The 21,667-nt window shown below is 44.9% G+C and carries 19 protein-coding genes and 1 pseudogene; 9 read left to right on the top strand and 11 right to left on the bottom strand.

Annotation, left to right across the window (positions count from 1 at the left end; genetic code table 11):
• Positions 1–33 precede the first annotated feature (33 nt).
• Positions 34–2,703 carry an ABC transporter permease gene (locus tag P0M28_RS16735; RefSeq protein ID WP_302203663.1) on the bottom strand — a complete coding sequence of 890 codons (2,670 nt, stop codon included), beginning with the start codon at positions 2,701–2,703 and terminating at the stop codon, positions 34–36.
• Between the two features lie 46 nt (positions 2,704–2,749).
• On the bottom strand, positions 2,750–3,088 hold the full coding sequence (locus tag P0M28_RS16730) for a PadR family transcriptional regulator (protein WP_302203662.1): 339 nt from the start codon (positions 3,086–3,088) through the stop codon (positions 2,750–2,752).
• A 292-nt stretch (positions 3,089–3,380) separates the two neighbouring features.
• On the opposite strand from P0M28_RS16730, the pseudogene P0M28_RS16725 reads away from it, so the two are divergent.
• Positions 3,381–3,658, top strand: a pseudogene (locus P0M28_RS16725) (integrase core domain-containing protein); the annotation flags it as partial.
• A gap of 113 nt (positions 3,659–3,771) precedes the next feature.
• Here the strand turns inward: P0M28_RS16725 and katG are convergent.
• A complete protein-coding gene (gene katG / locus P0M28_RS16720) occupies positions 3,772–6,045 on the bottom strand; it encodes a catalase/peroxidase HPI (protein ID WP_302203661.1) in 2,274 nt (757 codons plus the stop codon).
• A 416-nt stretch (positions 6,046–6,461) separates the two neighbouring features.
• Here katG and P0M28_RS16715 point away from each other — a divergent pair, with 416 nt between their 5' ends.
• Together P0M28_RS16715 and P0M28_RS16710 are read left to right on the top strand one after the other, a co-directional pair.
• Positions 6,462–6,923 carry a (2Fe-2S)-binding protein gene (locus tag P0M28_RS16715; protein WP_302203659.1) on the top strand — a complete coding sequence of 154 codons (462 nt, stop codon included), beginning with the start codon at positions 6,462–6,464 and terminating at the stop codon, positions 6,921–6,923.
• Between the two features lie 82 nt (positions 6,924–7,005).
• On the top strand, positions 7,006–9,201 hold the full coding sequence (locus P0M28_RS16710; protein ID WP_302203658.1) for a xanthine dehydrogenase family protein molybdopterin-binding subunit: 2,196 nt from the start codon (positions 7,006–7,008) through the stop codon (positions 9,199–9,201).
• A gap of 137 nt (positions 9,202–9,338) precedes the next feature.
• On the opposite strand, the gene P0M28_RS16705 is transcribed toward P0M28_RS16710, so the two are convergent.
• On the bottom strand, positions 9,339–9,854 hold the full coding sequence (locus tag P0M28_RS16705; RefSeq protein ID WP_302203656.1) for a hypothetical protein: 516 nt from the start codon (positions 9,852–9,854) through the stop codon (positions 9,339–9,341).
• Positions 9,855–9,955: 101 nt separating this feature from the next.
• Between P0M28_RS16705 and P0M28_RS16700 the strand changes: the two genes are divergently transcribed.
• Positions 9,956–11,152, top strand: coding sequence for a transposase (locus P0M28_RS16700; protein WP_302203654.1), 1,197 nt, complete (start codon positions 9,956–9,958; stop codon positions 11,150–11,152).
• Positions 11,153–11,172: 20 nt separating this feature from the next.
• Here the strand turns inward: P0M28_RS16700 and P0M28_RS16695 are convergent, their stop codons facing one another.
• The 6 genes from P0M28_RS16695 to P0M28_RS16670 all read right to left on the bottom strand — a co-directional run bounded on the left by P0M28_RS16695 (position 11,173) and on the right by P0M28_RS16670 (position 16,798).
• Positions 11,173–11,493 carry a hypothetical protein gene (locus P0M28_RS16695; protein ID WP_302203650.1) on the bottom strand — a complete coding sequence of 107 codons (321 nt, stop codon included), beginning with the start codon at positions 11,491–11,493 and terminating at the stop codon, positions 11,173–11,175.
• A 411-nt stretch (positions 11,494–11,904) separates the two neighbouring features.
• On the bottom strand, positions 11,905–12,255 hold the full coding sequence (locus tag P0M28_RS16690) for a PIN domain-containing protein (RefSeq protein ID WP_367281919.1): 351 nt from the start codon (positions 12,253–12,255) through the stop codon (positions 11,905–11,907).
• Positions 12,256–12,265: 10 nt separating this feature from the next.
• Complete coding sequence (locus P0M28_RS16685) at positions 12,266–12,529, bottom strand: DUF6364 family protein (RefSeq protein ID WP_302203646.1); 264 nt, start codon at positions 12,527–12,529, stop codon at positions 12,266–12,268.
• A 51-nt stretch (positions 12,530–12,580) separates the two neighbouring features.
• Positions 12,581–13,951 (bottom strand): glycoside hydrolase family 140 protein, encoded by a 1,371-nt coding sequence (locus P0M28_RS16680; protein WP_302203644.1) that lies wholly within the window; start codon positions 13,949–13,951, stop codon positions 12,581–12,583.
• 130 nt (positions 13,952–14,081) lie between these two features.
• On the bottom strand, positions 14,082–15,197 hold the full coding sequence (locus P0M28_RS16675; protein ID WP_302203642.1) for an NAD(P)/FAD-dependent oxidoreductase: 1,116 nt from the start codon (positions 15,195–15,197) through the stop codon (positions 14,082–14,084).
• A 113-nt stretch (positions 15,198–15,310) separates the two neighbouring features.
• On the bottom strand, positions 15,311–16,798 hold the full coding sequence (locus P0M28_RS16670; RefSeq protein ID WP_302203640.1) for an SDR family oxidoreductase: 1,488 nt from the start codon (positions 16,796–16,798) through the stop codon (positions 15,311–15,313).
• A gap of 157 nt (positions 16,799–16,955) precedes the next feature.
• On the opposite strand from P0M28_RS16670, the gene P0M28_RS16665 reads away from it, so the two are divergent.
• Positions 16,956–17,999 carry an SMP-30/gluconolactonase/LRE family protein gene (locus tag P0M28_RS16665; protein WP_302203639.1) on the top strand — a complete coding sequence of 348 codons (1,044 nt, stop codon included), beginning with the start codon at positions 16,956–16,958 and terminating at the stop codon, positions 17,997–17,999.
• A 39-nt stretch (positions 18,000–18,038) separates the two neighbouring features.
• Here P0M28_RS16665 and P0M28_RS16660 read toward each other — a convergent pair whose 3' ends face one another.
• Complete coding sequence (locus P0M28_RS16660) at positions 18,039–18,992, bottom strand: polysaccharide deacetylase family protein (protein ID WP_302203638.1); 954 nt, start codon at positions 18,990–18,992, stop codon at positions 18,039–18,041.
• A gap of 484 nt (positions 18,993–19,476) precedes the next feature.
• Here P0M28_RS16660 and P0M28_RS16655 point away from each other — a divergent pair, with 484 nt between their 5' ends.
• From P0M28_RS16655 to P0M28_RS16640, 4 genes are all read left to right on the top strand, one after another.
• The gene (locus P0M28_RS16655; protein WP_302203637.1) at positions 19,477–19,812 is read left to right on the top strand and encodes a helix-turn-helix domain-containing protein; all 336 of its coding nucleotides are present in this window, start codon (positions 19,477–19,479) and stop codon (positions 19,810–19,812) included.
• Positions 19,813–20,049: 237 nt separating this feature from the next.
• Positions 20,050–20,628 (top strand): GNAT family N-acetyltransferase, encoded by a 579-nt coding sequence (locus tag P0M28_RS16650; protein ID WP_302203635.1) that lies wholly within the window; start codon positions 20,050–20,052, stop codon positions 20,626–20,628.
• The gene (locus P0M28_RS16645; protein ID WP_302203634.1) at positions 20,609–21,064 is read left to right on the top strand and encodes a DinB family protein; all 456 of its coding nucleotides are present in this window, start codon (positions 20,609–20,611) and stop codon (positions 21,062–21,064) included. The genes P0M28_RS16650 and P0M28_RS16645 overlap by 20 nt, the downstream gene beginning before the upstream one ends.
• 78 nt (positions 21,065–21,142) lie before the next feature.
• Positions 21,143–21,667 carry a DinB family protein gene (locus P0M28_RS16640; RefSeq protein WP_302203633.1) on the top strand — a complete coding sequence of 175 codons (525 nt, stop codon included), beginning with the start codon at positions 21,143–21,145 and terminating at the stop codon, positions 21,665–21,667.

Below are 21,667 nucleotides of genomic sequence, written 5' to 3'. Positions count from 1 at the left end.
TCGCTAATCATTGGTCATTATTCATCATTAGAATTATTCATTTCGTAGCGAATCTACTGGGTTTGCTAAAGCCGCTTGCCAAGACCGAATGCCTACCGTGAGAAGGGCTAGTACTGAAGCTGACGCCAACGTAGCTACGAAAACAAACAGGCCAACATCTACCCGATAAGCAAAGTCGGCCAGCCAGCGATGAGCAAAGTACCAAGCCAGCGGAGCGGCAATTACAAAACTGATGATAATTAAGCTCGCGAACTCGCGAGAAAATAGAGCAATTAGTTGGGTTACCGTAGCTCCCAGCACCTTACGAATGCCAATCTCCTTTACTCGCTGATGTGTTGTAAAAGAAACCAATCCTAGTAGCCCCAAACAACTTATGAAAATAGCTAGTCCAGTGGCTACATTAATCAGTTTAGCCGTCTGCCGTTCAGTTTCGTAGAAGCTGGCAATAGTTTCATCAAAAAATTGGTAGTCAAATGGTTGGGCGGGATAGAATTTTTTTAACACTTGCTCCACTTGGGTCAAAGACCGCTGGACTCCCGAAATTTGCTCGCCAGAACTAGCTAATAAAATATTAACATTTCCCATGTTTAGAATTCCCGAACCGATCATAATCGGGCTTATCTTATCGTGCAACGTGCCATCGTGAAAATCACTTACCACTCCTACGATGGGAAGCTTTTTGCTTTCGTTAAAGTGAATAAATGTTCCAATCGCTTCGCTCGGTGAATTGAGTCCAAAAGCCTTTACAGCAGTTTCGTTGATCAGTAGTTCGTTAAGGGTATCGCTGAAACGGTAGTTGCGTCCAGCTAACAACTCGATTCCGTAAACACTAAGAAAGCTAGTGTCAGCTTCTTTAATAGAGAGTTGAACTTCAATTTCTGAAGTATCAGTCTGATAAGTAATGGTTCGCGTGCTTCTATAGGCACTAGTTGGTAAAAGTCCGCTAACGCTTACCGCCGAGATGCTACTGAGTTCGCGAAGTTCGTTCGTTAGTAGGAAACGACGCTGGGTAGTATCTTGCCAACCGGGGGGAATCGAAAAATGTACTACCGCATCTTCGCTGAAGCCCAGATCTTTATTGAGCAGATAATGTAGTTGACTACCTACAATTAATGTCCCCAAAATAAAAGCTTGCGCTATTGCAAACTGGAACACAATGAGGGCCTTTCGTAGGTAAGCCTTCTGGGTGATGCCTGATGTTTTAGCAATCTGAATTTTTAGAGCAAAGACTGGGGAATAAGCTGATAGTACCCAAGCCGGATAGGTACCGGCCAGTAGACTTACAGCCCCAATGATTATCCCGAACAAAAGCCACCCGTTGCCTAGCCATAATTCAGTTAGCGATAAATTAGGAGGTAAACTTTCAGCAAAATACTCCATACCGAAATTCGCGACCAAAATAGCCAGTCCACCCGCTAACAGTGTAATGAAGAAAGTTTCACCCAGAAACTGTTGGATAAGCTGTCTCCGGCTACTTCCCAGTACCTTACGGACTCCTACCTCCCGAGAGCGTAGTATAGCCCGGGCTGTTTCCAGATTGATAAAGTTAACGGAGGCAATCAACAGCAAAAATAAAGCTACTATCATCAGACCATAAAGAGTAGGTTTATGGGCTAGCCGCTGATTATGCATTGAGTATTCGGCCTCGAAGTGGATATCTGATAGCGGTTGCAAAGCAAATGTTCGCTCCGGATTATCCTCCGTTTGATCAATATGTTTAGTAAGCAAAGCCGGAAACTGCTGCTCGATTTCTTCAGCTGTAGTGCTTACCGAGAGTTTGACAAAGGCCAGCGAATTGCTATTAGTGTTCTGCCATTTCTCTAGCCCATAGTCTTCTGCTAGCGATTGGTTAGACCATAAGGTAGCAAAGGAAAGGTATTCGGTAAACGATAAATCGGTAAGATGAGCTTCGTCCTGAACGATACCTGATACTACAAAATCCAGCGAATCAAAGTAGGTGAGGGTTTTACCCATCGCTTCCTGGTCTCCGAAGTATTTTTTTGCCTGGCTGTCGGTAAGTACTACCTGATAAGGTTGAGATAATGACCGCTCTGGACTACCTACGCTCCACTGAATGCTAGAAAACACTTCAAAATACTTCGGTTCGGTAATGACTATTTGTTTCTGTTTACCCAAACTGGCTCCAGTGGGTGAAATTACTTCTGAGCTAAAAACAATGTGAAGAGCGGCTACTACATCCAGCCCCGTAAATTCATCTCGCATAGCGTGGGGAGCGGGAGCAGGTACACCTCCATTTGGGAACCATTGGTCGACAAACTTAGCGTTCGTAGTCACCCGATAAATTCGATCACCTTCAGGATGATGGCGGTCGTAGCTGAATTCGTGTTGCACCGTGAGAGCAATCACTAAGCAAGCGGCGATTCCTACGGCCAAGCCAAATATATTGATGGCGGTGTGTAACTTACTTTTTTGTACCTGTCGCCAAGCGGTCAAAAAATAATTGTGAAGCATAGCCAAAGAATAGTTAGTTGGTGTATCGTATTTTCGTTTAATCGCGAAAGGCCGGAAAAATTTTATTGCGTGAAAAAAGTAAAGCCAATTGGCCTTTCGTTCTCCGTACTTCCTCCTCCATTCTCCGTACAGCTCCTGCAAGTCCCCCTGCACTTCTTCTAGTAGATGTGGGGAACAGAAGCTTTCCAGGAAGCGGTTAATCCAGCGAGGAGGATATTTGTTCTGTGGCATAATTGGCGATGATTAGTGAGCTACATTAGTCATCAATCATTAATTATTATATCGTTTTCCACTGTAGGGCTTGCGCGGGTATTTGCTGCCACAGTTGCTCACGGGTCTGCTGAATGTCGTGGAGAATTCGGCTGCCAGCGGGGGTTACAGTAAAGAAGCGTTTGCGTCGTCCACCCCGTTCGGCGGTAGCTCCTCCCATCTGGGAGTTTACAAAGCCTTTTTCTGAAAGCCGATGCAGCGTGGCGTGTACCGCACTAATGCTGATACTTCGTTCGGTTTGGGCTTTAATCTCGTGAGTGATGGCCACTCCGTAGGCTTGGTCGTAGAGCAGAGCCACCGTAAGTAGTGCCACTTCTTCCAGTTCGCCGATATAGGTTTTTCTCATAGTTCAATGATTATTGAGTAATGACTGATGATTAATGACAATACTACTCGGGCCGTGCATTATTCATTAATCATTCGTCATCAATCATTATTTCAAATTTTGTAGAACAAACCTCTTGCCAATACTCAGAATAGTATTTGAGGGCAGTTTTGGTAGAAATGAAGTGTTCGCGACCGGACAAAGTTGTACGGGAGTGAACAAACCTGTTTATGATTGGGAGAACTACTTTTTGATAGGTAGCTTACTCAAGTAGTTAACTAATCGGTTAATGACAAAAGTAAAACACTTCTCCACCCAGAATTATTCAAGAAAGATTATGAGACACCATCTCAGTAAATACATGAGCAGTGAAAGCGTAGTAAAAACCCTTCAAAGGGGGATCAAGAATAGAATGAGCGAACGGAAGGCTATGATTGTTATCAGAACGCATTAGCTGAAAGAGTGAACGGAGTATTGAAAAGAGAGCGATTAATCTGTCGGTGTAACACCTTCCAGGCGCTCGGTGAGCTTATAAATGAATCTATAGAAACCTATAATCATGAACGACCACATTTGAGTCTAGGGTATTAAACCCTTAATTTTGTACACTAAAAAACCACTGAAGATTTTCCTCAGTGGTTTTAGTTTTTACTCAAACAAAAATGCTAACCTATTTTAGGACTAGTCAATCACGTAAATACGGATTAGTTTAAGTCAAAACGATCTAGGTTCATCACCTTCGTCCAAGCAGTTACGAAGTCCTTCACAAACTTTTCTTTAGAATCTTCGCAGGCGTAAACCTCAGCGATAGACCGAAGCTCGGAGTTAGATCCGAAAATAAGATCGGCCCGAGTGCCTACCCACTTAAAATCGCCGCTAGCTCGATCGCTGCCCTCAAACACATCCTGAGCATCGGAGTTTGCTTTCCAGGTGGTGCGTAGGTCAAGCACATTCACGAAGAAGTCGTTGGTAAGCGTTTCGGGATTGTTGGTGAACACCCCGTGCTGAGAGTGGTTGTAATTTGCTTTGAGCACTCGCATTCCAGCCACTAGCACCGCCATTTCCGGAGCGGTCAAGGTTAGTAACTGAGCCCGATCAATCAGCATTTCCTCGGCAGAGGCTGAAACGTTGTCTCGGTTTCTAAAGTAATTACGGAAACCATCGGCATTAGGCTCAAGGGGAGCAAAAGCTTCAGCATCGGTTTGTTCTTGGGAAGCATCCGTACGCCCGGGCGCGAACGGTACAGTTACGTTATGACCAGCATCCTTCGCGGCCTTCTCAATAGCTGCACCTCCCGCTAAAACAATCAGATCAGCCAGCGAAACTTCCTTACCCGATTGAGCACTGTTAAATTCCTGCTGAATGCTTTCTAATTTTTCTAGCACCGTAGCCAACTGACTCGGATTATTCACTTCCCAATTTTTCTGGGGGGCAAGACGGATACGTGCCCCGTTGGCTCCACCGCGCTTATCAGAATTGCGGAAAGAGGAAGCTGATGCCCAAGCGGTTGAAACCAATTGCGACACTGACAGGCCAGAATCAAGTATTTTACTCTTTAGCTCGGTAACGTCCTGGTCGTTGACTAACTCGTGCGAAACCGCTGGAATAGGGTCTTGCCAGATTAAATCTTCTGCGGGCACTTCCGGGCCCAGATAGCGAGCCTTCGGACCCATATCGCGGTGGGTCAGTTTGAACCACGCTCGGGCAAAAGCGTCGGCCAATTGGTCGGGGTTTTCGTAGAAGCGTCGGGAGATTTTTTCGTAATCTGGGTCTTCTCGCAAGGCAATATCGGTAGTCAGCATAAACGGAGCGTGACTCTTAGATGAATCGTGGGCATCGGGAACGGTACCGGCTCCTTCTCCACCTTTAGGGCGCCACTGGTGGGCACCCGCCGGGCTTTTGGTTAATTCCCAATCGTACTTAAACAAATTATCGAAGTATAGATTGCTCCACTGGGTAGGTTTCTGCGTCCAAGCCCCTTCCAGACCACTGGTGATGGTATCGCCGGAGTGACCACTACCGAAGGTATTTTTCCAGCCGAGTCCCATTTCTTCGATACTAGCTCCTTCCGGTTCGGCTCCTACGTATTCTACCGGATCGGCCGCGCCGTGGGTCTTGCCGAAAGTATGTCCACCCGCAATTAGTGCTACCGTTTCTTCATCATTCATCGCCATCCGACCAAAGGTTTCACGAATATCCCGCGCCGCGCCAATCGGATCAGGATTCCCATTCGGGCCCTCAGGATTCACGTAGATCAATCCCATGTGCGAGGCGCCTAGTGGGTTTTCCAGTTGATTCTCTTCAGCTGTGCCTCCGTTGTAGCGTTGCTTGTTGCCTAGCCATTCGCCTTCAGCCCCCCAGTAGATATCTTCTTCTGGCTCCCAAACATCTTCTCGTCCGCCGCCGAAGCCAAAGGTTTCGAGGCCCATTGACTCTAACGCACAGTTTCCAGTTAAAACCAACAGATCGGCCCAAGAAAGACTTTTGCCGTACTTCTGCTTAATAGGCCAGAGCAACATACGTGCTTTATCAAGGTTCGTATTATCGGGCCAGCTGTTTAGGGGGGCAAAACGCAAGGTACCCGCGCCAGCCCCACCTCGTCCGTCGCCAATGCGGTACGTTCCCGCTGCGTGCCACGCCATCCGAATGAAGAATGGGCCATAGTGACCGTAGTCAGCGGGCCACCATTCCTTAGAATCGGTCATCAAATCGTAAAGGTCCTGCTTAACCGCCTTCAGATCAAGTTTTTTGAATTCCTCAGCGTAGTCAAAATCTTCGCCCATAGGGTTAGATAGCGAAGAGTGCTGACGAAGAATAGTTAAGTTAAGTTGGTTAGGCCACCAATCTCGGTTAGAGGTGCCGCTACCCGCGGTAAATTTAGTGGGCCCGCCCATAAATGGGCATTTGCTCGATTCGTTCACATCCCAAACTTTATGATTAGCATCTTCGGGAGTGTTACGATGTGGGTTATTTTCCATGTTGAAAGGTTTTTGATTATTTAACGTAACAAACTTACTATAATCATTATTGATAAATGCTATAAATCTTATTGATAAAATCTATCTTATTATAAGTAGAGCCTATGGATTTATTTTAGCTCAAAATACTCTAAAACCCACTTTACATATTCATACTGACGGCTATTGAAAGTGCTTACACAAAGTGATATTTTGTTCTTATCAGCACCAGAATAATATGGATAAGAAAATCGGTAATGACTATTTTTCATATCAGAGAAAGACGTGCAGCTACACGAAATTTCAAATATTCATATTACGTATTAAATGGTTTATGCTAATTACCCTGGCAAGAGGATTTCGTCTACGCTGAGTTCGTATTCTTACGTGAACTTTAGTAAATTAACGTTGCGTAACCATACCTAAATAAACTTCTTATGGCAGCTTTCACTATCAACGTAAACGGAGAACAACGTCAGGTAGATGTTGACCCGGATACTCCCGTTCTCTGGGTTCTTCGCGATAATTTAAATTTAGTAGGTACCAAATTTGGCTGTGGCATTGCCCAGTGCGGAGCCTGCACGGTTCATCTTAACGGCACTGCGGTTCGCTCCTGTTCCGTTCCGGTTAGCAGTGTCGGTGATTCTACTATTACTACCGTTGAGGGCTTGTCGGAAGATGCCAGCCATGCGGTGCAGCAGGCTTGGTTAGAGCATGATGTGGCGCAATGCGGTTACTGCCAAGCCGGGCAAATGATGAACGCTGCTTCTCTGTTATCTAAAACCCCTAATCCATCAGACAAAGAGATTGACGATGCCATGAACGGTAACATCTGCCGTTGCGGTACCTACGTGCGTATCAAGGCTGCTATTCGTACTGCTTCTGAAAAACTAAACTGACACAATTGGAAAATTACAGATTGCAAATTAGCCCTCGGCTTTATTTTAAGAATTTTCAATCTTCCAATTAACAAAAACTACCATGACACTTATAAAAACGCAATTCAACCGACGCTCATTTCTGAAGGTATCTTCTGCTACGGGGGGTGGCTTAATGATCGGATTCAATTGGCTAGCTTCTTGCCAACCTGCGACCGAAGAAGTAGCCGATGTACCGAAGGAGTGGTTCGATGTAAATGCCTTTATCCAGATTGGTGACAACGGCGATGTGACCATTATGTCGCCCAACCCCGAGATTGGGCAGAACGTAAAAACGGCTATGCCGATGATTGTAGCCGAAGAGCTAGACGTAGATTGGAAAGGTGTAACCGTAAAGCAAGCCGGATTGAACACCGAAAAATTCACCCGGCAGTTAGCTGGAGGTAGTCAGTCGATCCGGCAGGGATGGCAAAGTTTACGCATGGCGGGTGCTTCCGCTCGCCGGGTGCTGATGGAAGCGGCGGCTCAGCAGTGGGGGGTACCCGTAAGTGAATTATCTACGGCCAACAGCACCATTTCGCATACCGGATCGGATAAATCCATCGGTTACGGTGAGGTTGCTACAGCGGCGGCAGGTTTGGAAGTACCCGAAGAAGTTGAGTTGAAAGCCCCAAAAGATTTTAAAATTATTGGTCAGCCCACCAAAAATGTAGACGGATCAGCGATTGTTACGGGAAAACCCCTGTTCGGCATAGACCTAAAGCGGGACGGAATGCTTACCGCGATGATTATTCATCCTCCGGCCTTCGGTATGAAGGTTAAAGACTTTGATGCTAACGAAGCTTTGGCAATGTCAGGCATCAAAGACGTGTTTAAAGTACAAACCGCCCCGTCGGAAGAGGGTAAAACCTGGTCAGATGTAAATGCTTTTCCTGAACTAATTGCCGTGATTGGAGAAGGCACTTGGCCGGTAATGAAGGCCAAGAAAACCGTAAAGGTAAATTGGGAGCAAGAAACCCCTGCTGAAAATTCTCAGGATATTGAAGTAGCCCTAACCGAAGCGATTGGCAGTTCAGCCAAAGAGCCCTCTCGTAAAGATGGCGACCCTGATGCGGCCTTTCATGACGCTGCAAAAGTAGTAGAGCGAACCTATAGTGCACCCTTCCTACCGCACAATACCATGGAGCCGATGAACTTCTTCGCCCACGTTACTCCCGAAAAAGCTGATTTAGTCGGACCAATTCAGACTCCCGAGAATATGCGGAAGAGCGTATCCGATCTGCTTGGAATGCCCGAAGAAAAAATTAGTATTGATATGACCCGCATGGGCGGAGGCTTTGGCCGTCGGCTCTACGGAAATTTTGGATTAGAGGCGGCTGCTATCTCTCAGAAGGCTAACGCACCCATCAAATTAGTGTACAGCCGGGAAGATGATATGACGCAGGGTACTTACCGTCCGGCCTACAAAATTACCTACCGAGCAGCACTGGATGGCGATAATAACATGACAGCCTTTCACGTGCGAGGTGCCGGTATTCACGGGGGACCAGTGTTTGCCAATCGCTATCCAGCGGGCACGGTAGATCACTATCTGGCGGAAAACCATAACGTAGATTCTAACATTTCTACCGGAGCCTGGCGGGCACCCCGCTCTAACTTTGTGGCCGGAGCCGAGCAGTCGTTTTTGGATGAAGTAGCTGAAGAGGCCGGAAAAGACCCAATTGATTTTCGGCTGGAATTGTTTGACCGAGCCATTGAAAACCCGGTAGGTGAGGACAATGACTACGACGCTGAGCGTTACGCCGGGGTTCTCAGAGAAGTAAAAGAAAAAGCGGGTTGGGGTAACGATATGTCGGGAGTACACCGTGGAGTATCCGCTTACTACTGCCATAACTCCTATGTGGCCCAAGTAGTAGATGTAGTAATGGATAGCGGCCAGCCAAAGATACAAAAAGTATGGTGCGCGGTAGACTGCGGTATTGTGGTAAATCCCGAAGGAGCCATTAACCAGGTGGAAGGTGGAATTATTGACGGTATTGGTCATGCCCTCTACGGAGCAATTACCTTTACCGACGGCAAGCCTGACCAGAGCAACTATGATAAGTACCGCCTCATTCGCAGTAAAGAAGCTCCCGTAGAGATTGAGACCTTCTTCGTAGAGAACGGCATTGATCCTACCGGACTGGGCGAACCATCACTACCACCAATCATGGGAGCCTTAGCCAACGCTTTGTACCAAGCTACCGGAAAGCGCCTTTATGACCAGCCCTTCGCTCAGAAGGATATTCAAATGGGTTGATGTAAATAACGAAATGATTTATGAATCAAAGGTCAGGATTATTGGAGCTTGTCCTTTTTTCTGCTGCTAACGTTGAGTATATGAAGCGTAGTCTGCCGATAGGCGACTATGATTTCATATATAATGTTAGCAGCGAATTATTCGTCGTCTCTAACTAGTAACTTTTCTAAGCTATCAATTTCACTATTTATGAGTTTAGCCTCTTCTCTGATATACATATATCTCAACCAAGCATCAGAAATCTCATAGGGTAAATCACGATACCTTAACCATTGATAAATTGAGTCCATCGATAATGAACCCATCAATAATGAATCGTTAGCAAGTGAATCATTAATTAATTTCATTTTACTAATGATGGACGTTCTCACTTCTTCATTTTTTTCTAATGACAAAATTTTTTGTGAAGCCCTTTGATTCAGTATAAAAACAAACACAACTAACCCCATAGCGATCACAGTAGGAAAGACTGAAATCATCATATTAACTCTTTTAAAATTTTCTAATTTGTTAATTGCTGGTTGAATGCTAGAATCTGCTTGTTGAATTTCATTTAATTCATCTTGAATTAAATCTAGTTCACTAACTATATTATCGTCATAAAACCTTTCACGAAGATATAAATCTCTAAGTCGAGAAATGACTTTTCTCAATCTGTAAATTAATTCGCTTAACATATTCAATACTTCGGACAGAATTTAGGAAAAGAGAAGGCACCCCATTAAGTTAGTTTTGCGAACAACTTTAGGGTACCATGAAAACCATAGAGATTCTCCAGACGATAATGGCAAAAATGCCGGACATATCCCAACCCATGCATAAGTTTTTAGTGCATCTTGTACAGGTGTTCTTATCGGCTAAGGGGCGTTATAACTTTACCAACTTGTCGCGCTGGGGCGACCTATGTGAGCGTACGTTTCGGCGTAATTACGACAAAGCTTTTGATTTCAGACACTTTAGTGAGGTGCTCATTGATCTGTTTTTTGCTAACCACTCCTGGATTGCGGTGAGTGACTGTAGCTACGTTGCTAAGAGCGGTAAAAAGACGTACGGTTTGGATAGGTACTGGAGCGGATGCTCCCAAAAAGCAATTAAAGGATTAGAGATTAGTGCGCTGGCTTTGGTATCAGTGAAAAGCGGATTGGCCTTAACCCTATCGGTACACCAAACCCCTGGTGGACTCAAAGACGAGACCAACCGCTTACTTTTCTACTTACAGCAGCTAGTCCGTTGTAGTGCCTACCTGCTCAAAAAGACGAAGTACTGGGTGGTAGACGGCTTTTACGCCAAACAAGCCGCTTGGGATCAGGTAGCTGCGTTAGGTATGTTCATGATCACTAAGTTGCGCGGTGATGCCAATATGAACTACTTATATGAAGGCCCCCAAAAGCCCCGAGGGAGAAAACGCAAGAATGGGGGTAAAGTTCACTGGAAAGGCGATGAGGTGTTAACTCGTTTTGAACAACAGGGTACCACCCCTGAAGGTTGGCAAGTCTATTGCCAAGTGGTTTGGTCGGTAAAGTGGAAGCGAAAGATAAAAGTAGTGATGGTTACTACACAAAGTAAAAGCGGCCGAACCGGTTTGTTCTTGTTAGGATGTTCGGATCTGGAACTCTCAGCAAGTCGTATTCTAGCATACTATCGCTTGCGCTTCAATATTGAGTTTCTCTTTAGAGATGCTAAGCAGCATTTAGGACTCAGCCACTGCCAAAGCACTCAAGAAAAACGTTTGGCCTTCCATTTTCAGGCCGTCATGATGACTTTGAATCTGTGTTTGGTAGAGAATCACTTGCAGGGTAGAACCAGCTTCTCACTGCAAGACGTCAAAACAGAGCATTTTAATACCCGTTGGCTACAAATCATTATTTCAAACTTAAATCTGGACGCTGAGTCAATAAAAATGCACCCCAACTACCCAAAGCTATTGCAACGGGGAAAATTGGCTGCATAAAACTGTCCATACTATTGATATTAATCTTTATCGTAAATGATTTTTAATTCTTCTTCAGAATATGATTTATTGAAATATAAATGAAAAAGAGTATCTAATTTTCTCCACAATGGAAAAAAATATCCTTTTGCAACGAAAGCTAAGTAAGGTGCTAATAGGGCAGCCAGTGCTTGAATGTATTTTATAAAAACATCATCATCGGTAGGGTTTTCTGTCATGATTTTTTCAAAGACCATTGCTAAAAACAGAAGACTTAAAACATTAAGTAATGAGAATATAAAATTCATAAGAACAATTTGGTTCTTATAATTCTCTATTTGTGTTAGGATTAATCTTTTCATGATAAATTGCTGCTAACAAGTTGATAATTGCAATATCTCCGATACACAGCTGATATTAGCGGATAACGGAGATATTGCTGTTATTTTTTCTATAGGTAATACTCTTTTTCCTACCCGATATCATTCAAATGTAATGACCATAATGATTTTGGTGTTCAATATACAAACTCTTATCAAAGAGTCTGTCGCTTCTTAACAAAGAACATAAATTTCTCGGTTTAGCTAACCCCAAATTAAGGTTCTGCTGTAGAACCTTTCAGCTTTGTCTGCCCTTACTTACTCGAGGATATTGAATATACTTAAATAAGTTTCCTATTCACCAAAGAGAGATAGAATAGCTTACGCAATTAGGAAACCAACGCAAGCAACTCAGTTGGTGTCAAAATAGATAAACCGCTTTTGGTGTAGTCTTTAATGTTTCGGGTGACTATGGTAGACACTTTGGCTTCTTCGGCACAGTAGTTTTTGTAGGGCGTCTTCAAAATCTTTAAAGTCAGATTGAGCGGCTTTTTCAATAGTTGATTTACCTACCGACTGAATGTCAATCAGGCGAATAAGTTGGCTGATAACCTTTCTGGATTTTACTCTGGATTTTAGCTTGGCGACAACGTAATCAATATTATTAAGCGATAGTGAGGATACTGACAGCTTGAGTTTCTTCCCTTTGCTGAATTCAAAAATAGTAGCTGTATCTTTTGCGATCGGATCGCCGAGCGAGGGTTGTCTCTTCAACAAAAAATCTAAAACCACATTGGTGTCCAGAAAAAATGCTTCATTGTAGATGCTTTTTCAAAATCTCGTCGGTAATAACTTCTTTATAGTCAATGTTTTTGTCCTTCACTGAGCCGTACAGCAATTTAACTTCGGGGCTCAATACTATTTCGTCTTGTTCTTGAAGTTCGCCGGATACAGATTTTAAATACTCTTCAATCAGATTAGACAAACTTCTTCCTTGCGATTTAGCGTACTTTTTCGCTCGCTCTATTACTAATTTCTCTAGAGTAAGAGTTAACTTGGTAGGGATTATTGTACGCATTTTAAAATTGCTAAGTTTAACGCCTACTTTTCTCGGTGATTTTTCCTTTCGTTAGTTGGCAGTAAAGCGACTAGTGAATTTCTGCTCTCCCAGAACTAATACCCAGTCATTTCCAGCTCCTGAATTACCGGGTGGGTCAAATGTATACGTGCTTTTGTTCTCAGCTAGTTTGAAGTCGCTTTGGGTTTGGTATTGGTTGCTACGCGGATTGTACCAAACGGCGGTTAGCGAAGATTTTAGCAACGCTGATACATCTACCGAATAGGCCGCATCGCTGGCCGAATATACCAGAGCGAAGCTATTATCGCTCGCTTTAGTAGCCTGAATGTGGGTATCGTAATTATCGGAATTGCCTTCCGGGATGATGCTCTGGTCAGGACGTAACTTCAAAAAATCATCACCTAATTTGTGCAGAAAATTACTGACATAACCGATGTCTCGGGCTCCCGGATAATGAATAGCTTTCAGTGCTGAGCTGCTACAGCTATCCGCAGCAGTAAGGCCGTCCCAAATGCCTCCGGCTCCGTAGGAGTGCCCAAAGGCTCCGGCAAAAATGGTAAAGTACGCCCGACGACGTATATTAAATGGAGTAGTCCCACAAAAGTCTTTGTTGTTCTCGTACCAGGCCTCAGAGTCTAACGTGGGTTTGGGTTGGCCGTCGTACCGCTGACCGTAGTCGAAGGCAATGGCCTCCCACACCGTCCAGGTTCGCTCATCTTTGCGAGGCAGATCGTTTAGGCAGCACCATTGGCTGGTTTGCCAGTTATTAAAATCACATAATTGGGCATCGTTAGAGATGCTGGTGCTACGCTTAAAGTCGGCGTGTACCGTTAGTAGCTTATCGCCAGTATCGCCCTCGCGGATGCCTCTCACCAGTGCGTTCAGTTTTTCATCAGGAATAGAATTTTTTCGGAGGTGTCCTCCGGCTTCTCCCAGCGTGAGCCACACAATATTGTTGTTGTTCTTGTATCGGTCACCTACCCAACGGCCGTACTCGTACAAATCGTCAGCACTGTTGTTTCTAGTTTTGCCCCACCAGCCCAGCGTAATTCCTACGTACATATTTCGTTGGGCGCACTTGGCAATGTATGCATCCAGATACCTCCACCAAGCTTCATTAGGGGTATTAATACCACCGGTGCCCTCGCCGTTGTATAACTCTTCTCGGCAGCTTACCATCATCATCGTAAAACCTTGGGCACTGCGCTTATCCAGAATACTATCAATTGTGGCCGGAGGTAGCTTAGCAAAAAACCAGTTGGTTTCTCCAATCCAGACGAACGGGCTACCATCTTCTTTCACTAAAAACCGATGGTTGTCTCCAACCCTCAACTTTTGCATCTGCGCTACAGAGGCAGAAAAAACTAATAGAAGAAGTAAAGCAATAGCGTATCTAAACAAAATAAATTTCTGGCTGGGCATCGTTAGTAGCTAGGTGGGTTTTAAAGCAATAAACGGTTGTTATAGTCTTCTTAGTAACGATCTGGCTATCGCTTCGTATTATTTTGTCTGAATAAATTTCAGCAGGCTATATCAAGCAAAAAGATAGGCTCTAAAATGGCTCACCGTGGGTGTATTGCATAATGCTTCGAGCGGCAGATCGCCAGCGTTTTACCAGTTGCACGCCAATTTCTGAACTGATCTTCGCTCCGAATAATCGCTGGGTGTTGCGGCCTACCCAAAGTCGGGCGGCAAACTGTTTTTTCCAAGCAGCAGCGTACTCCGTTTCTAAAGCAGTTCGATCCAAACCAGATGGAGAATAGTACTGAAGAAGTAAATCGGAAAGCATCTTAGCCGAGTGAATTGCCATCGCCATTCCGTTGCCACAAAGCGGAGTAATCAGTCCGGCAGTATCGCCCGACATGAGCATGTGATTAACCACCGGTTGCTTAGGGGCGAAGGAAATCTCGTTGATCACTTCCGGCTGGTCGAGCAGAAACTCAGCGTTGTGCCACAGGTTTCGCAGAAATGGATTTTGGTGCAGCACCTTCGCTTCCATCGCTTCGATAGAACCATATTTTCGTAATTGTGCTCGAGTGCCCAAGTAACACACATTGTACCGACCGTCTTCTACCCGGGAAATTCCGCAGTAGCCACCCGGAAAGTTGTGCAGCGCAATAACATCATCAGGAAAATCAACTTTTACGTGATACTTCACTCCGATGTAGGGCGAACGCTGCTGCATGAATGGGCGACTTAGCTGCTTATCCAGACGAGCGCGCTTGCCGTAAGCTCCAATCACTACTCTGGCTTCTAGAGTTTCGTTCTGCGGGAGGGTCACCTGAAAATGATCTTCCTCAAATTTTACCGATTGAACGGCGACTTGCTGCCGGATTTCTGCTCCGGCTCGCTCAGCCCGCTGGCACAAAAAATGATCCAGCGCATAACGACTCACTCCAAAACCCCCTAAATCAAGGGGCATACTGGCCGAAGCTCCCGAGCAAGCAGTCAAGGTGAACTCCCGAATCGACGAAGGCTCCAATTCGTAGGGAAAAGCATTAATTGATTCTAAAAAGGGAACTACTTCATTGGAAATATACTCACCACAAACCCGATGAAAGGGGTAGCTTTTCTTTTCCAATAATAAAACATCCAGTCCGGCTTCGCCCAAGCGAATAGCGTTAATTAGTCCGGCCAATCCGCCTCCGATAATAATTATGTCTTTCAAAATTTTACACAGAAACCGGAGTCTGGAAACCGGAGACCGAATTTAAGTTTATAGTAGCAAGTATTGTCCGTACCTATCTATCCGGTCTCCGGTCTTCTTTTTCCGGCCTCCCTTTAGGCAATTACTTCTTTTACTTCTGGATTTTTTTCCTCGAAACGAATCACCCGTTTGGCCATTCCAGGAAAAACAAAGCCGTGAAAAGGCCACACTGACCACCAGTATAATCGCCCGGCTAACCCCTGGGGCCGATAGGTGGCGGTTTGTAGTAGAAAGCACTGTCCGTCCTCATCAATTACTTTAAACTCCAGCCAAGCATCGCCCGGAAGTTTCATTTCGGCGTAAAGTAATAGCCTTCCCTTTTCTTTGTCAGCTACCAGTACCCGCCAAAAGTCCAGAGCATCGCCCGGAACTAGTTCGGTATTGCTTCGTCGTCCGCGTCGTAAGCCTACTCCACCAATCATCTGATCGAGAATTCCTCGGATTTCCCACAGAAACCCAAGGTAATACCAACCCCGTTCGCCCCCAATGCTCCAAATATTTTCAATCACTTGCTCCTTTGGCTTATTAAACGCCACTTTACGTACATCGCGATAGACTCCGTGCTTGGGCACTTTTACGTAATCGAATAGATTGATATCCATTTTACTGCTATTCAGCGAGTCTTTCCAACTAGAAACAACTTCATTCTGGGCAATACGCTGAAAAGCCCGTCCTACCGCTTCTTTGTAAGGAATTAGGCGACCGAGTTGCACAATTTCGTCAATACCTTTTTTCTTCACAACTACTTCATTCTTCATGCTATCTACCAAGCTACGCGCTAGGTTGAACGATGTGCTGGTAACAAAGTACAACCAAAGTGATGAAAGACGAGGCGATAGCACCGGCACCGAAATAATGCTTCGGATTAGACCTCGCACCTTGGCAAATTGCAGCAGCATTTGCTTGTAAGTTAGAATATCCGGCCCTCCGATGTCAAAAATTTTGTTGTACGCTTTTTCTTTCTCGAGCACTCCCTCCAAGTACTGCAACACATTACGCAGAGCGATGGGCTGACACCGAGTACTTACCCATTTGGGAGCGACCATCACCGGAAGTTTCTCCACCAAGTCGCGAATAATCTCAAAGGAAGCTCCACCCGAGCCGATAATAATGGCTGCCCGCAGCACCGTGGTTGGTACGCCGCTGTTGAGCAGAATATGTTCTACATTTCTCCGCGAGCGCAGGTGTTTAGAAAGGTTGTTATCATTGACAATTCCGCTGAGATAAATTATTTGCTGGCACTGGGTTTTGGTAACCTGCGCGATGAAGTTATTCGCAGCCTGCTCCTCCATTGCTTCAAAATCTTTTGAGCCACCCGCTCCTCCCATTGAATGTACTAAATAGTAAGCTGCCTCAATATCGCCAGGGAGGTTGGTCAGCGTTTCCGGTTTCAGTAAGTCAGCTTCGTAGAATTCAACGCAGCCCGAATCGACCAGTGCTTTTTCCACGTTCATCCGGCGCTTGTCGCGTACCAAACAAAGCACGTCGTGCCCGGCTCGTACCAATACCGGCAGCAATCTCACTCCAATGTAGCCATTAGCTCCTGTAAGCAGTATTTTCATAACTTTGTGCGTTGAGTTTTCTACACCTTAAGTAACTGAAAAAGTAAAGATGTGTTAGTCGCCACAGCATAAACCCGATTACCCTGGCGTACTATCGACTACTCAAAACCGCTTTTTCTAAAAAAATGCGTAATATAAACCTCAAATGTAATCTCTTATGCTACGACAACTAAGCTGCCTAATCCTGAGCTTACTAACTCTGCTGGCGTGCTCACCTACCGCGAATGATACTTCTGCTGAAACCACGGAAGAAAAACCGCCTTCTTTCCCAACAATTGGCTCTATTGACCGCTTAGAGGCGGAGCTAGATCAAGTGGTTCCGCCTGATGCTCAGTTAGAATTACTGGCTGAAGGTTTTGATTGGTCGGAAGGCCCCGTTTGGGTTTCGGAAGACGGTGGCTATCTGCTTTTCTCCGATATTCCGCCCAACCGAGTGTATAAATGGCAAGAAGGGGATAGCATTTCGCTGTATCTGGAACCCGCGGGTTTTTCGGGAGACGACTTTAGCGGAAAAGAGCCTGGTTCTAATGGTTTACTGATTGATGGTGAAGGTAATTTAGTGCTTTGTCAGCACGGCAACCGGCAAATGGCTCGCATGAATGCCCCACTGGATAACCCAGAATCAGATTTTGTTACAATTGTAGGCGAGTACGAAGGGAAGCGGCTCAACAGCCCCAACGATGCAGTCTTTCACAGCAACGGCGATCTGTACTTTACCGATCCGCCCTACGGCCTGCCCGGGGGAGCCGATAGCAAAGCGAAGGAATTAGACTTTCAGGGAGTGTATCGCTTCTCTTTTGCTGATAGCAGTCTAACGCTACTCACCCAAGAAATGACTCGCCCCAACGGCATTGCTTTATCTCCCGATGAGAAAACCTTGTACGTAGCCAATTCTGATCCGAAGCAAGCTATCTGGATGGCGTTTGACGTACTGGACAACGGAACCATTGATAACGGACGGATTTTCTATGATGCTACTGACCGAGTGGGCGAAGAAAAAGGCTTGCCCGATGGTATGGTGGTTCACAGCAATGGCTACATCTTCGCTACCGGCCCGGGTGGGGTTTGGATATTCAGTGCCGAAGGCCAACACCTGGGAACATTAAAAACCGGGCAAGCTACCGCTAACTGCACATTGAACAATGATGAATCGGCCCTTTACATCACCGCAGATATGTACTTGATACGGTTAGAACTCTAATTAGAACAAGCTACTGGTCAGCACAAATTTGGTTCCAGGTTAGAAGCTATCGGCCAGTTTATCGATAAAAGGAGGCACCTGCGGCTCTCCCTGAAAAAAGTCTCCTTTCTTTCCCTGGGTAATTGCCCAGCGGTGAATCCAGGAAATCCCAGCAGCCCCGGTAAACGTGTCCGGTTGTGAGTGATAAGCATCATCTTCTAGAGCCTCGGCTAGTGACACAAAAGAGTAGCCACGTTCCCGAATCATTTCTGCCATTTCATCGAATGTATCGGCGTTAAGCGCATTGGCGTGTAAGAGTAGCGTCTGGGCGATCTCTCTTCCTAGCAAAGCCTGTGACTGCTGCTCGTAGTAGGCAAAGTAGTCTTCCATGTACTTAAGGTAGGTTTCCCGAACCCGCTGCTGCATTGTAGTATCTGCATCCAGAATAGTTCGTTCGTACGCGGCGGCAAACAAGTAGTCTGCATTGTCAATACTAATGGGAGCAACCTCATAACCGTGTTCATCGAGAAATTGGAGTAACGAATCGCGTACAGCAACACTGCGTCCGGTATGCAAAAATGGGTGGCGAAAGTAGGCTAGCGCCTGCCCGTAGGCTTGAGTGATTTCCTTAGTAACCGTTTCGCCCTTTAAAATTTCCTGCTTATAATCAGCCAGACTAATTTTGTGTAGGCTCGGATGAGAGTACGTGTGGTTGCCGAGTTCTAGCCCGCTCTCTAGCCACCGTCGCAGCAGATTTACCCGCGTTGGGTCTAGTTTGCCTCTGCGGTACAGCTTTCTCTCATTCACAAAGCCAATGGCGGGCACGTTGTTTTTTACTAAGCTACCTATTAACCGTTGCGTAATATCCAATTTTACGGCTGAGCCTGACCGACGGGTTACTACCGGCAAGTCGTCAATTGTAATGGCTACTTTCCGCTGACTAGTTTCTACGGACTGGGAAAAGCTAAGGAATCCAACGAACTGAAGTAAAATAAAGAGACAAAAGTATTTCATAGGGTGATCTAAAAAAGCAGCAACTATTTTTGAGTGCGCTCAGGTTTCGTGAGCGAATGTAAGTTGTACTGACTTAGGTTACAAGCGTTGAAGGGGTTGCACAGAGCATGATTTACTTTTGTAGAAAACATAGGTCAGCTTATGAGAAGAAACGATGTCTCTATGAGAAAACGTTACTATTTTAGCAATACAAATTTGCTGTAAAAAATGAAATATTTAATATTAATAGATAATAATATTTGAAAAAGATAAATTATTCATTTTATTGTCTGATAAATAATAATGACAGCTGAAGAAAATATAAAATCGCAAGTTGAGCCCTAACGTTCATTATAAAATTCAAAAAATCACTGTAAAAGACAATTTGGCAGATAAATTTACTTGAGTGTCTGCTTTAGGAAAAGCAAGAGCTATCCAAAGAGAAGGCTATTTACTCTCCATATGCTATCACTAATTTTTTTTAACCTATAAAACCGTCGCTAAAATGACCATGACTCAACCAGACCAACCCTATGCTAAGGGCACACTTTTTATCCCCGCTACCGAAAATCGCCTAGAAGTAAGTGAACGCACTGTTGCACGAATTCTGGAAGCGAAAAAATTGGTAAACGAGTATCAGACTATTTTTGACCAGCTTACTAATCGGGAAAAGGAGGTTATTCCTTTGGTAGTACGTGGGCTTACTAGCACTCAAATTGCCGAAAAATTACGCATCACCCGTAGTACAGTAGATACGCATCGGAAAAATGTGAATCGGAAACTCGCCATAGAATCGCCCTACCAATTGGTTTGTATTGCTCAAGCTTTTGACCTAGTATAGATTGTATATTTTCTAAAATTACTAGAGGTAGTATTTTGATAATCAGTTTCTTATGAAAGAAATGCATTAAGGCCAGGGTTTGCGATTCTAACCTTGGCTTTAGGTAATCTGTAGCAATTAGTACAGCAGAATAAGCATTGGTAAGCATTTTCATCTTTATTAAATTGTATTAATTCACTTTAAAACTTACTTTGCCATTGTTACGTATGCATAACAACTATTATTAGGAAATAAACTATGTTATCCGCCCTCCATAGCCATTCCTTAACCCTTCGCCCGTTTGTTTGGGAAGATATGCCTCAGGTACTGAAGCTAGTACAGGATAAAGATGTAGCGGCTACGACGCTCAATATCCCTTACCCTTGTACCGAAGCTGAGATCAACGACTGGTTTCAATTACAGCAGTGGGAGCTAGAGGAAGGAAAAGGATTGCGTTGGGCGGTATGCCTTACCAAAAATAAGGAGCTGGTTGGAGCGGTAAAACTCGCCACGCATCCTGAGTACGAGTCAGCCGAGTTAGGCTACTGGATTGGCAGACCCTACTGGGGCAAAGGCTACGCCTCAAAGGCCACACGTTTAGTGGTAGAGTATGGTTTCAACGTACTGGAACTAAACCGCATTGAGGCGCACGCTATGGTAGAGAATGCCGGTTCTTCGCGAGTGCTACTTAAGCTGGGGATGCAGGAAGAAGGGTATCACCCTCAACTCATTAAAAAATGGGGGGAGTTTAAAGACGTAAAAACCTACGGACTGCTACGTAATCGGTGGCTAGCTACCCCTAGCACCTCTACTATTAATGAGCGACTCTCTCACTAGCCGGCTTCAGTTACTTTACGAGCGCATTCCGCCTAAAGTACTAACATTGCCTGAATCTGATTGGGCTGCCAAACCAGCTCCTGACAAATGGTCTAAAAAAGAGGTTTTAGGTCATTTGATTGATTCGGCTATTAATAATCACACTCGGTTCATTCGCCTACAGATTGAGCCCCAACCACTGGTCATTAAGAAATATGCTCAGGATGATTGGGTACGATTACATCAGTACCAAGAGTGGACTACCGAAGTGCTGGTTCGTTGTTGGCAATCGCACCAGCACCAGATCATTGTATTGATGGAAGTAGCCCCAGAAGAATCTCTCTATAAACTTTGTGATATTGGCAATGGCGAACTAAAAACCATGCAGTGGCTCTACCAAGATTATGTAGCCCATCTGGAACATCACCTTCAGCAGATTATAGATTATGATTTCTAGTTTGCAGTATTCGAGTATTTGTGTGCTTATGGAAAGGTGAATAACTTTGAACACCTGAACATTACGCACCATAATCTTATGAACACTCTATCCAATCATATTACCCAAACACTACTTGATGAGGTACAACGGCGTATCATTCAAGAATCGGTACCACGCATCAAGAAATGTTTGCGTTTGCTGAGCGATTCTCAGATATGGCATCGCCCTAATGAGCAAACCGTTAGCGTAGGAAATTTAGTGTTGCACTTGATGGGTAACTTACGGCAGTGGGTACTGAGCGGTATTGACGGTCAGCCCGATGATCGTCAGCGTTCGCAGGAGTTTACCGAAACTGGACCAGTTTCTACCGAAAAGCTCATTCGTGATTTGGATAGCCTGATAACCGAAATAAATCAAGCCCTCAACCGGGTTACACCCGAAGCTCTGACTGAAAAGCGCGATGTGCAAGGCTTTGAAGAAAGTGTACTGTCCATCCTAATTCACGTAACCGAACACTTCTCCTACCATACCGGGCAGATTACCTATTACACCAAATCCACCCTCAACGTAGACACACAGTACTACAGCGGGATGGATTTGGATAAGACTGCTTCTGATTAA

Source organism: Tunicatimonas pelagia (assembly GCF_030506325.1).
Classification (GTDB): Bacteria; Bacteroidota; Bacteroidia; order Cytophagales; family Cyclobacteriaceae; genus Tunicatimonas; species Tunicatimonas pelagia.
Note: the sequence above shows the minus strand (reverse complement) of the source record. Positions and strands in the feature narration are given on the sequence as shown.

Coding starts and splice junctions, on each gene's coding strand:
- P0M28_RS16735 (WP_302203663.1), bottom strand. CDS start 2,703: ATGCCACAGAACAAATATCCTCCTCGCTGGATTAACCGCTTCCTGGAA.
- P0M28_RS16730 (WP_302203662.1), bottom strand. CDS start 3,088: ATGAGAAAAACCTATATCGGCGAACTGGAAGAAGTGGCACTACTTACG.
- katG (WP_302203661.1), bottom strand. CDS start 6,045: ATGGAAAATAACCCACATCGTAACACTCCCGAAGATGCTAATCATAAA.
- P0M28_RS16715 (WP_302203659.1), top strand. CDS start 6,462: ATGGCAGCTTTCACTATCAACGTAAACGGAGAACAACGTCAGGTAGAT.
- P0M28_RS16710 (WP_302203658.1), top strand. CDS start 7,006: ATGACACTTATAAAAACGCAATTCAACCGACGCTCATTTCTGAAGGTA.
- P0M28_RS16700 (WP_302203654.1), top strand. CDS start 9,956: ATGAAAACCATAGAGATTCTCCAGACGATAATGGCAAAAATGCCGGAC.
- P0M28_RS16695 (WP_302203650.1), bottom strand. CDS start 11,493: ATGAAAAGATTAATCCTAACACAAATAGAGAATTATAAGAACCAAATT.
- P0M28_RS16685 (WP_302203646.1), bottom strand. CDS start 12,529: ATGCGTACAATAATCCCTACCAAGTTAACTCTTACTCTAGAGAAATTA.
- P0M28_RS16680 (WP_302203644.1), bottom strand. CDS start 13,951: ATGCCCAGCCAGAAATTTATTTTGTTTAGATACGCTATTGCTTTACTT.
- P0M28_RS16670 (WP_302203640.1), bottom strand. CDS start 16,798: ATGAAAATACTGCTTACAGGAGCTAATGGCTACATTGGAGTGAGATTG.
- P0M28_RS16665 (WP_302203639.1), top strand. CDS start 16,956: ATGCTACGACAACTAAGCTGCCTAATCCTGAGCTTACTAACTCTGCTG.
- P0M28_RS16660 (WP_302203638.1), bottom strand. CDS start 18,992: ATGAAATACTTTTGTCTCTTTATTTTACTTCAGTTCGTTGGATTCCTT.
- P0M28_RS16655 (WP_302203637.1), top strand. CDS start 19,477: ATGACCATGACTCAACCAGACCAACCCTATGCTAAGGGCACACTTTTT.
- P0M28_RS16650 (WP_302203635.1), top strand. CDS start 20,050: ATGTTATCCGCCCTCCATAGCCATTCCTTAACCCTTCGCCCGTTTGTT.
- P0M28_RS16645 (WP_302203634.1), top strand. CDS start 20,609: ATGAGCGACTCTCTCACTAGCCGGCTTCAGTTACTTTACGAGCGCATT.
- P0M28_RS16640 (WP_302203633.1), top strand. CDS start 21,143: ATGAACACTCTATCCAATCATATTACCCAAACACTACTTGATGAGGTA.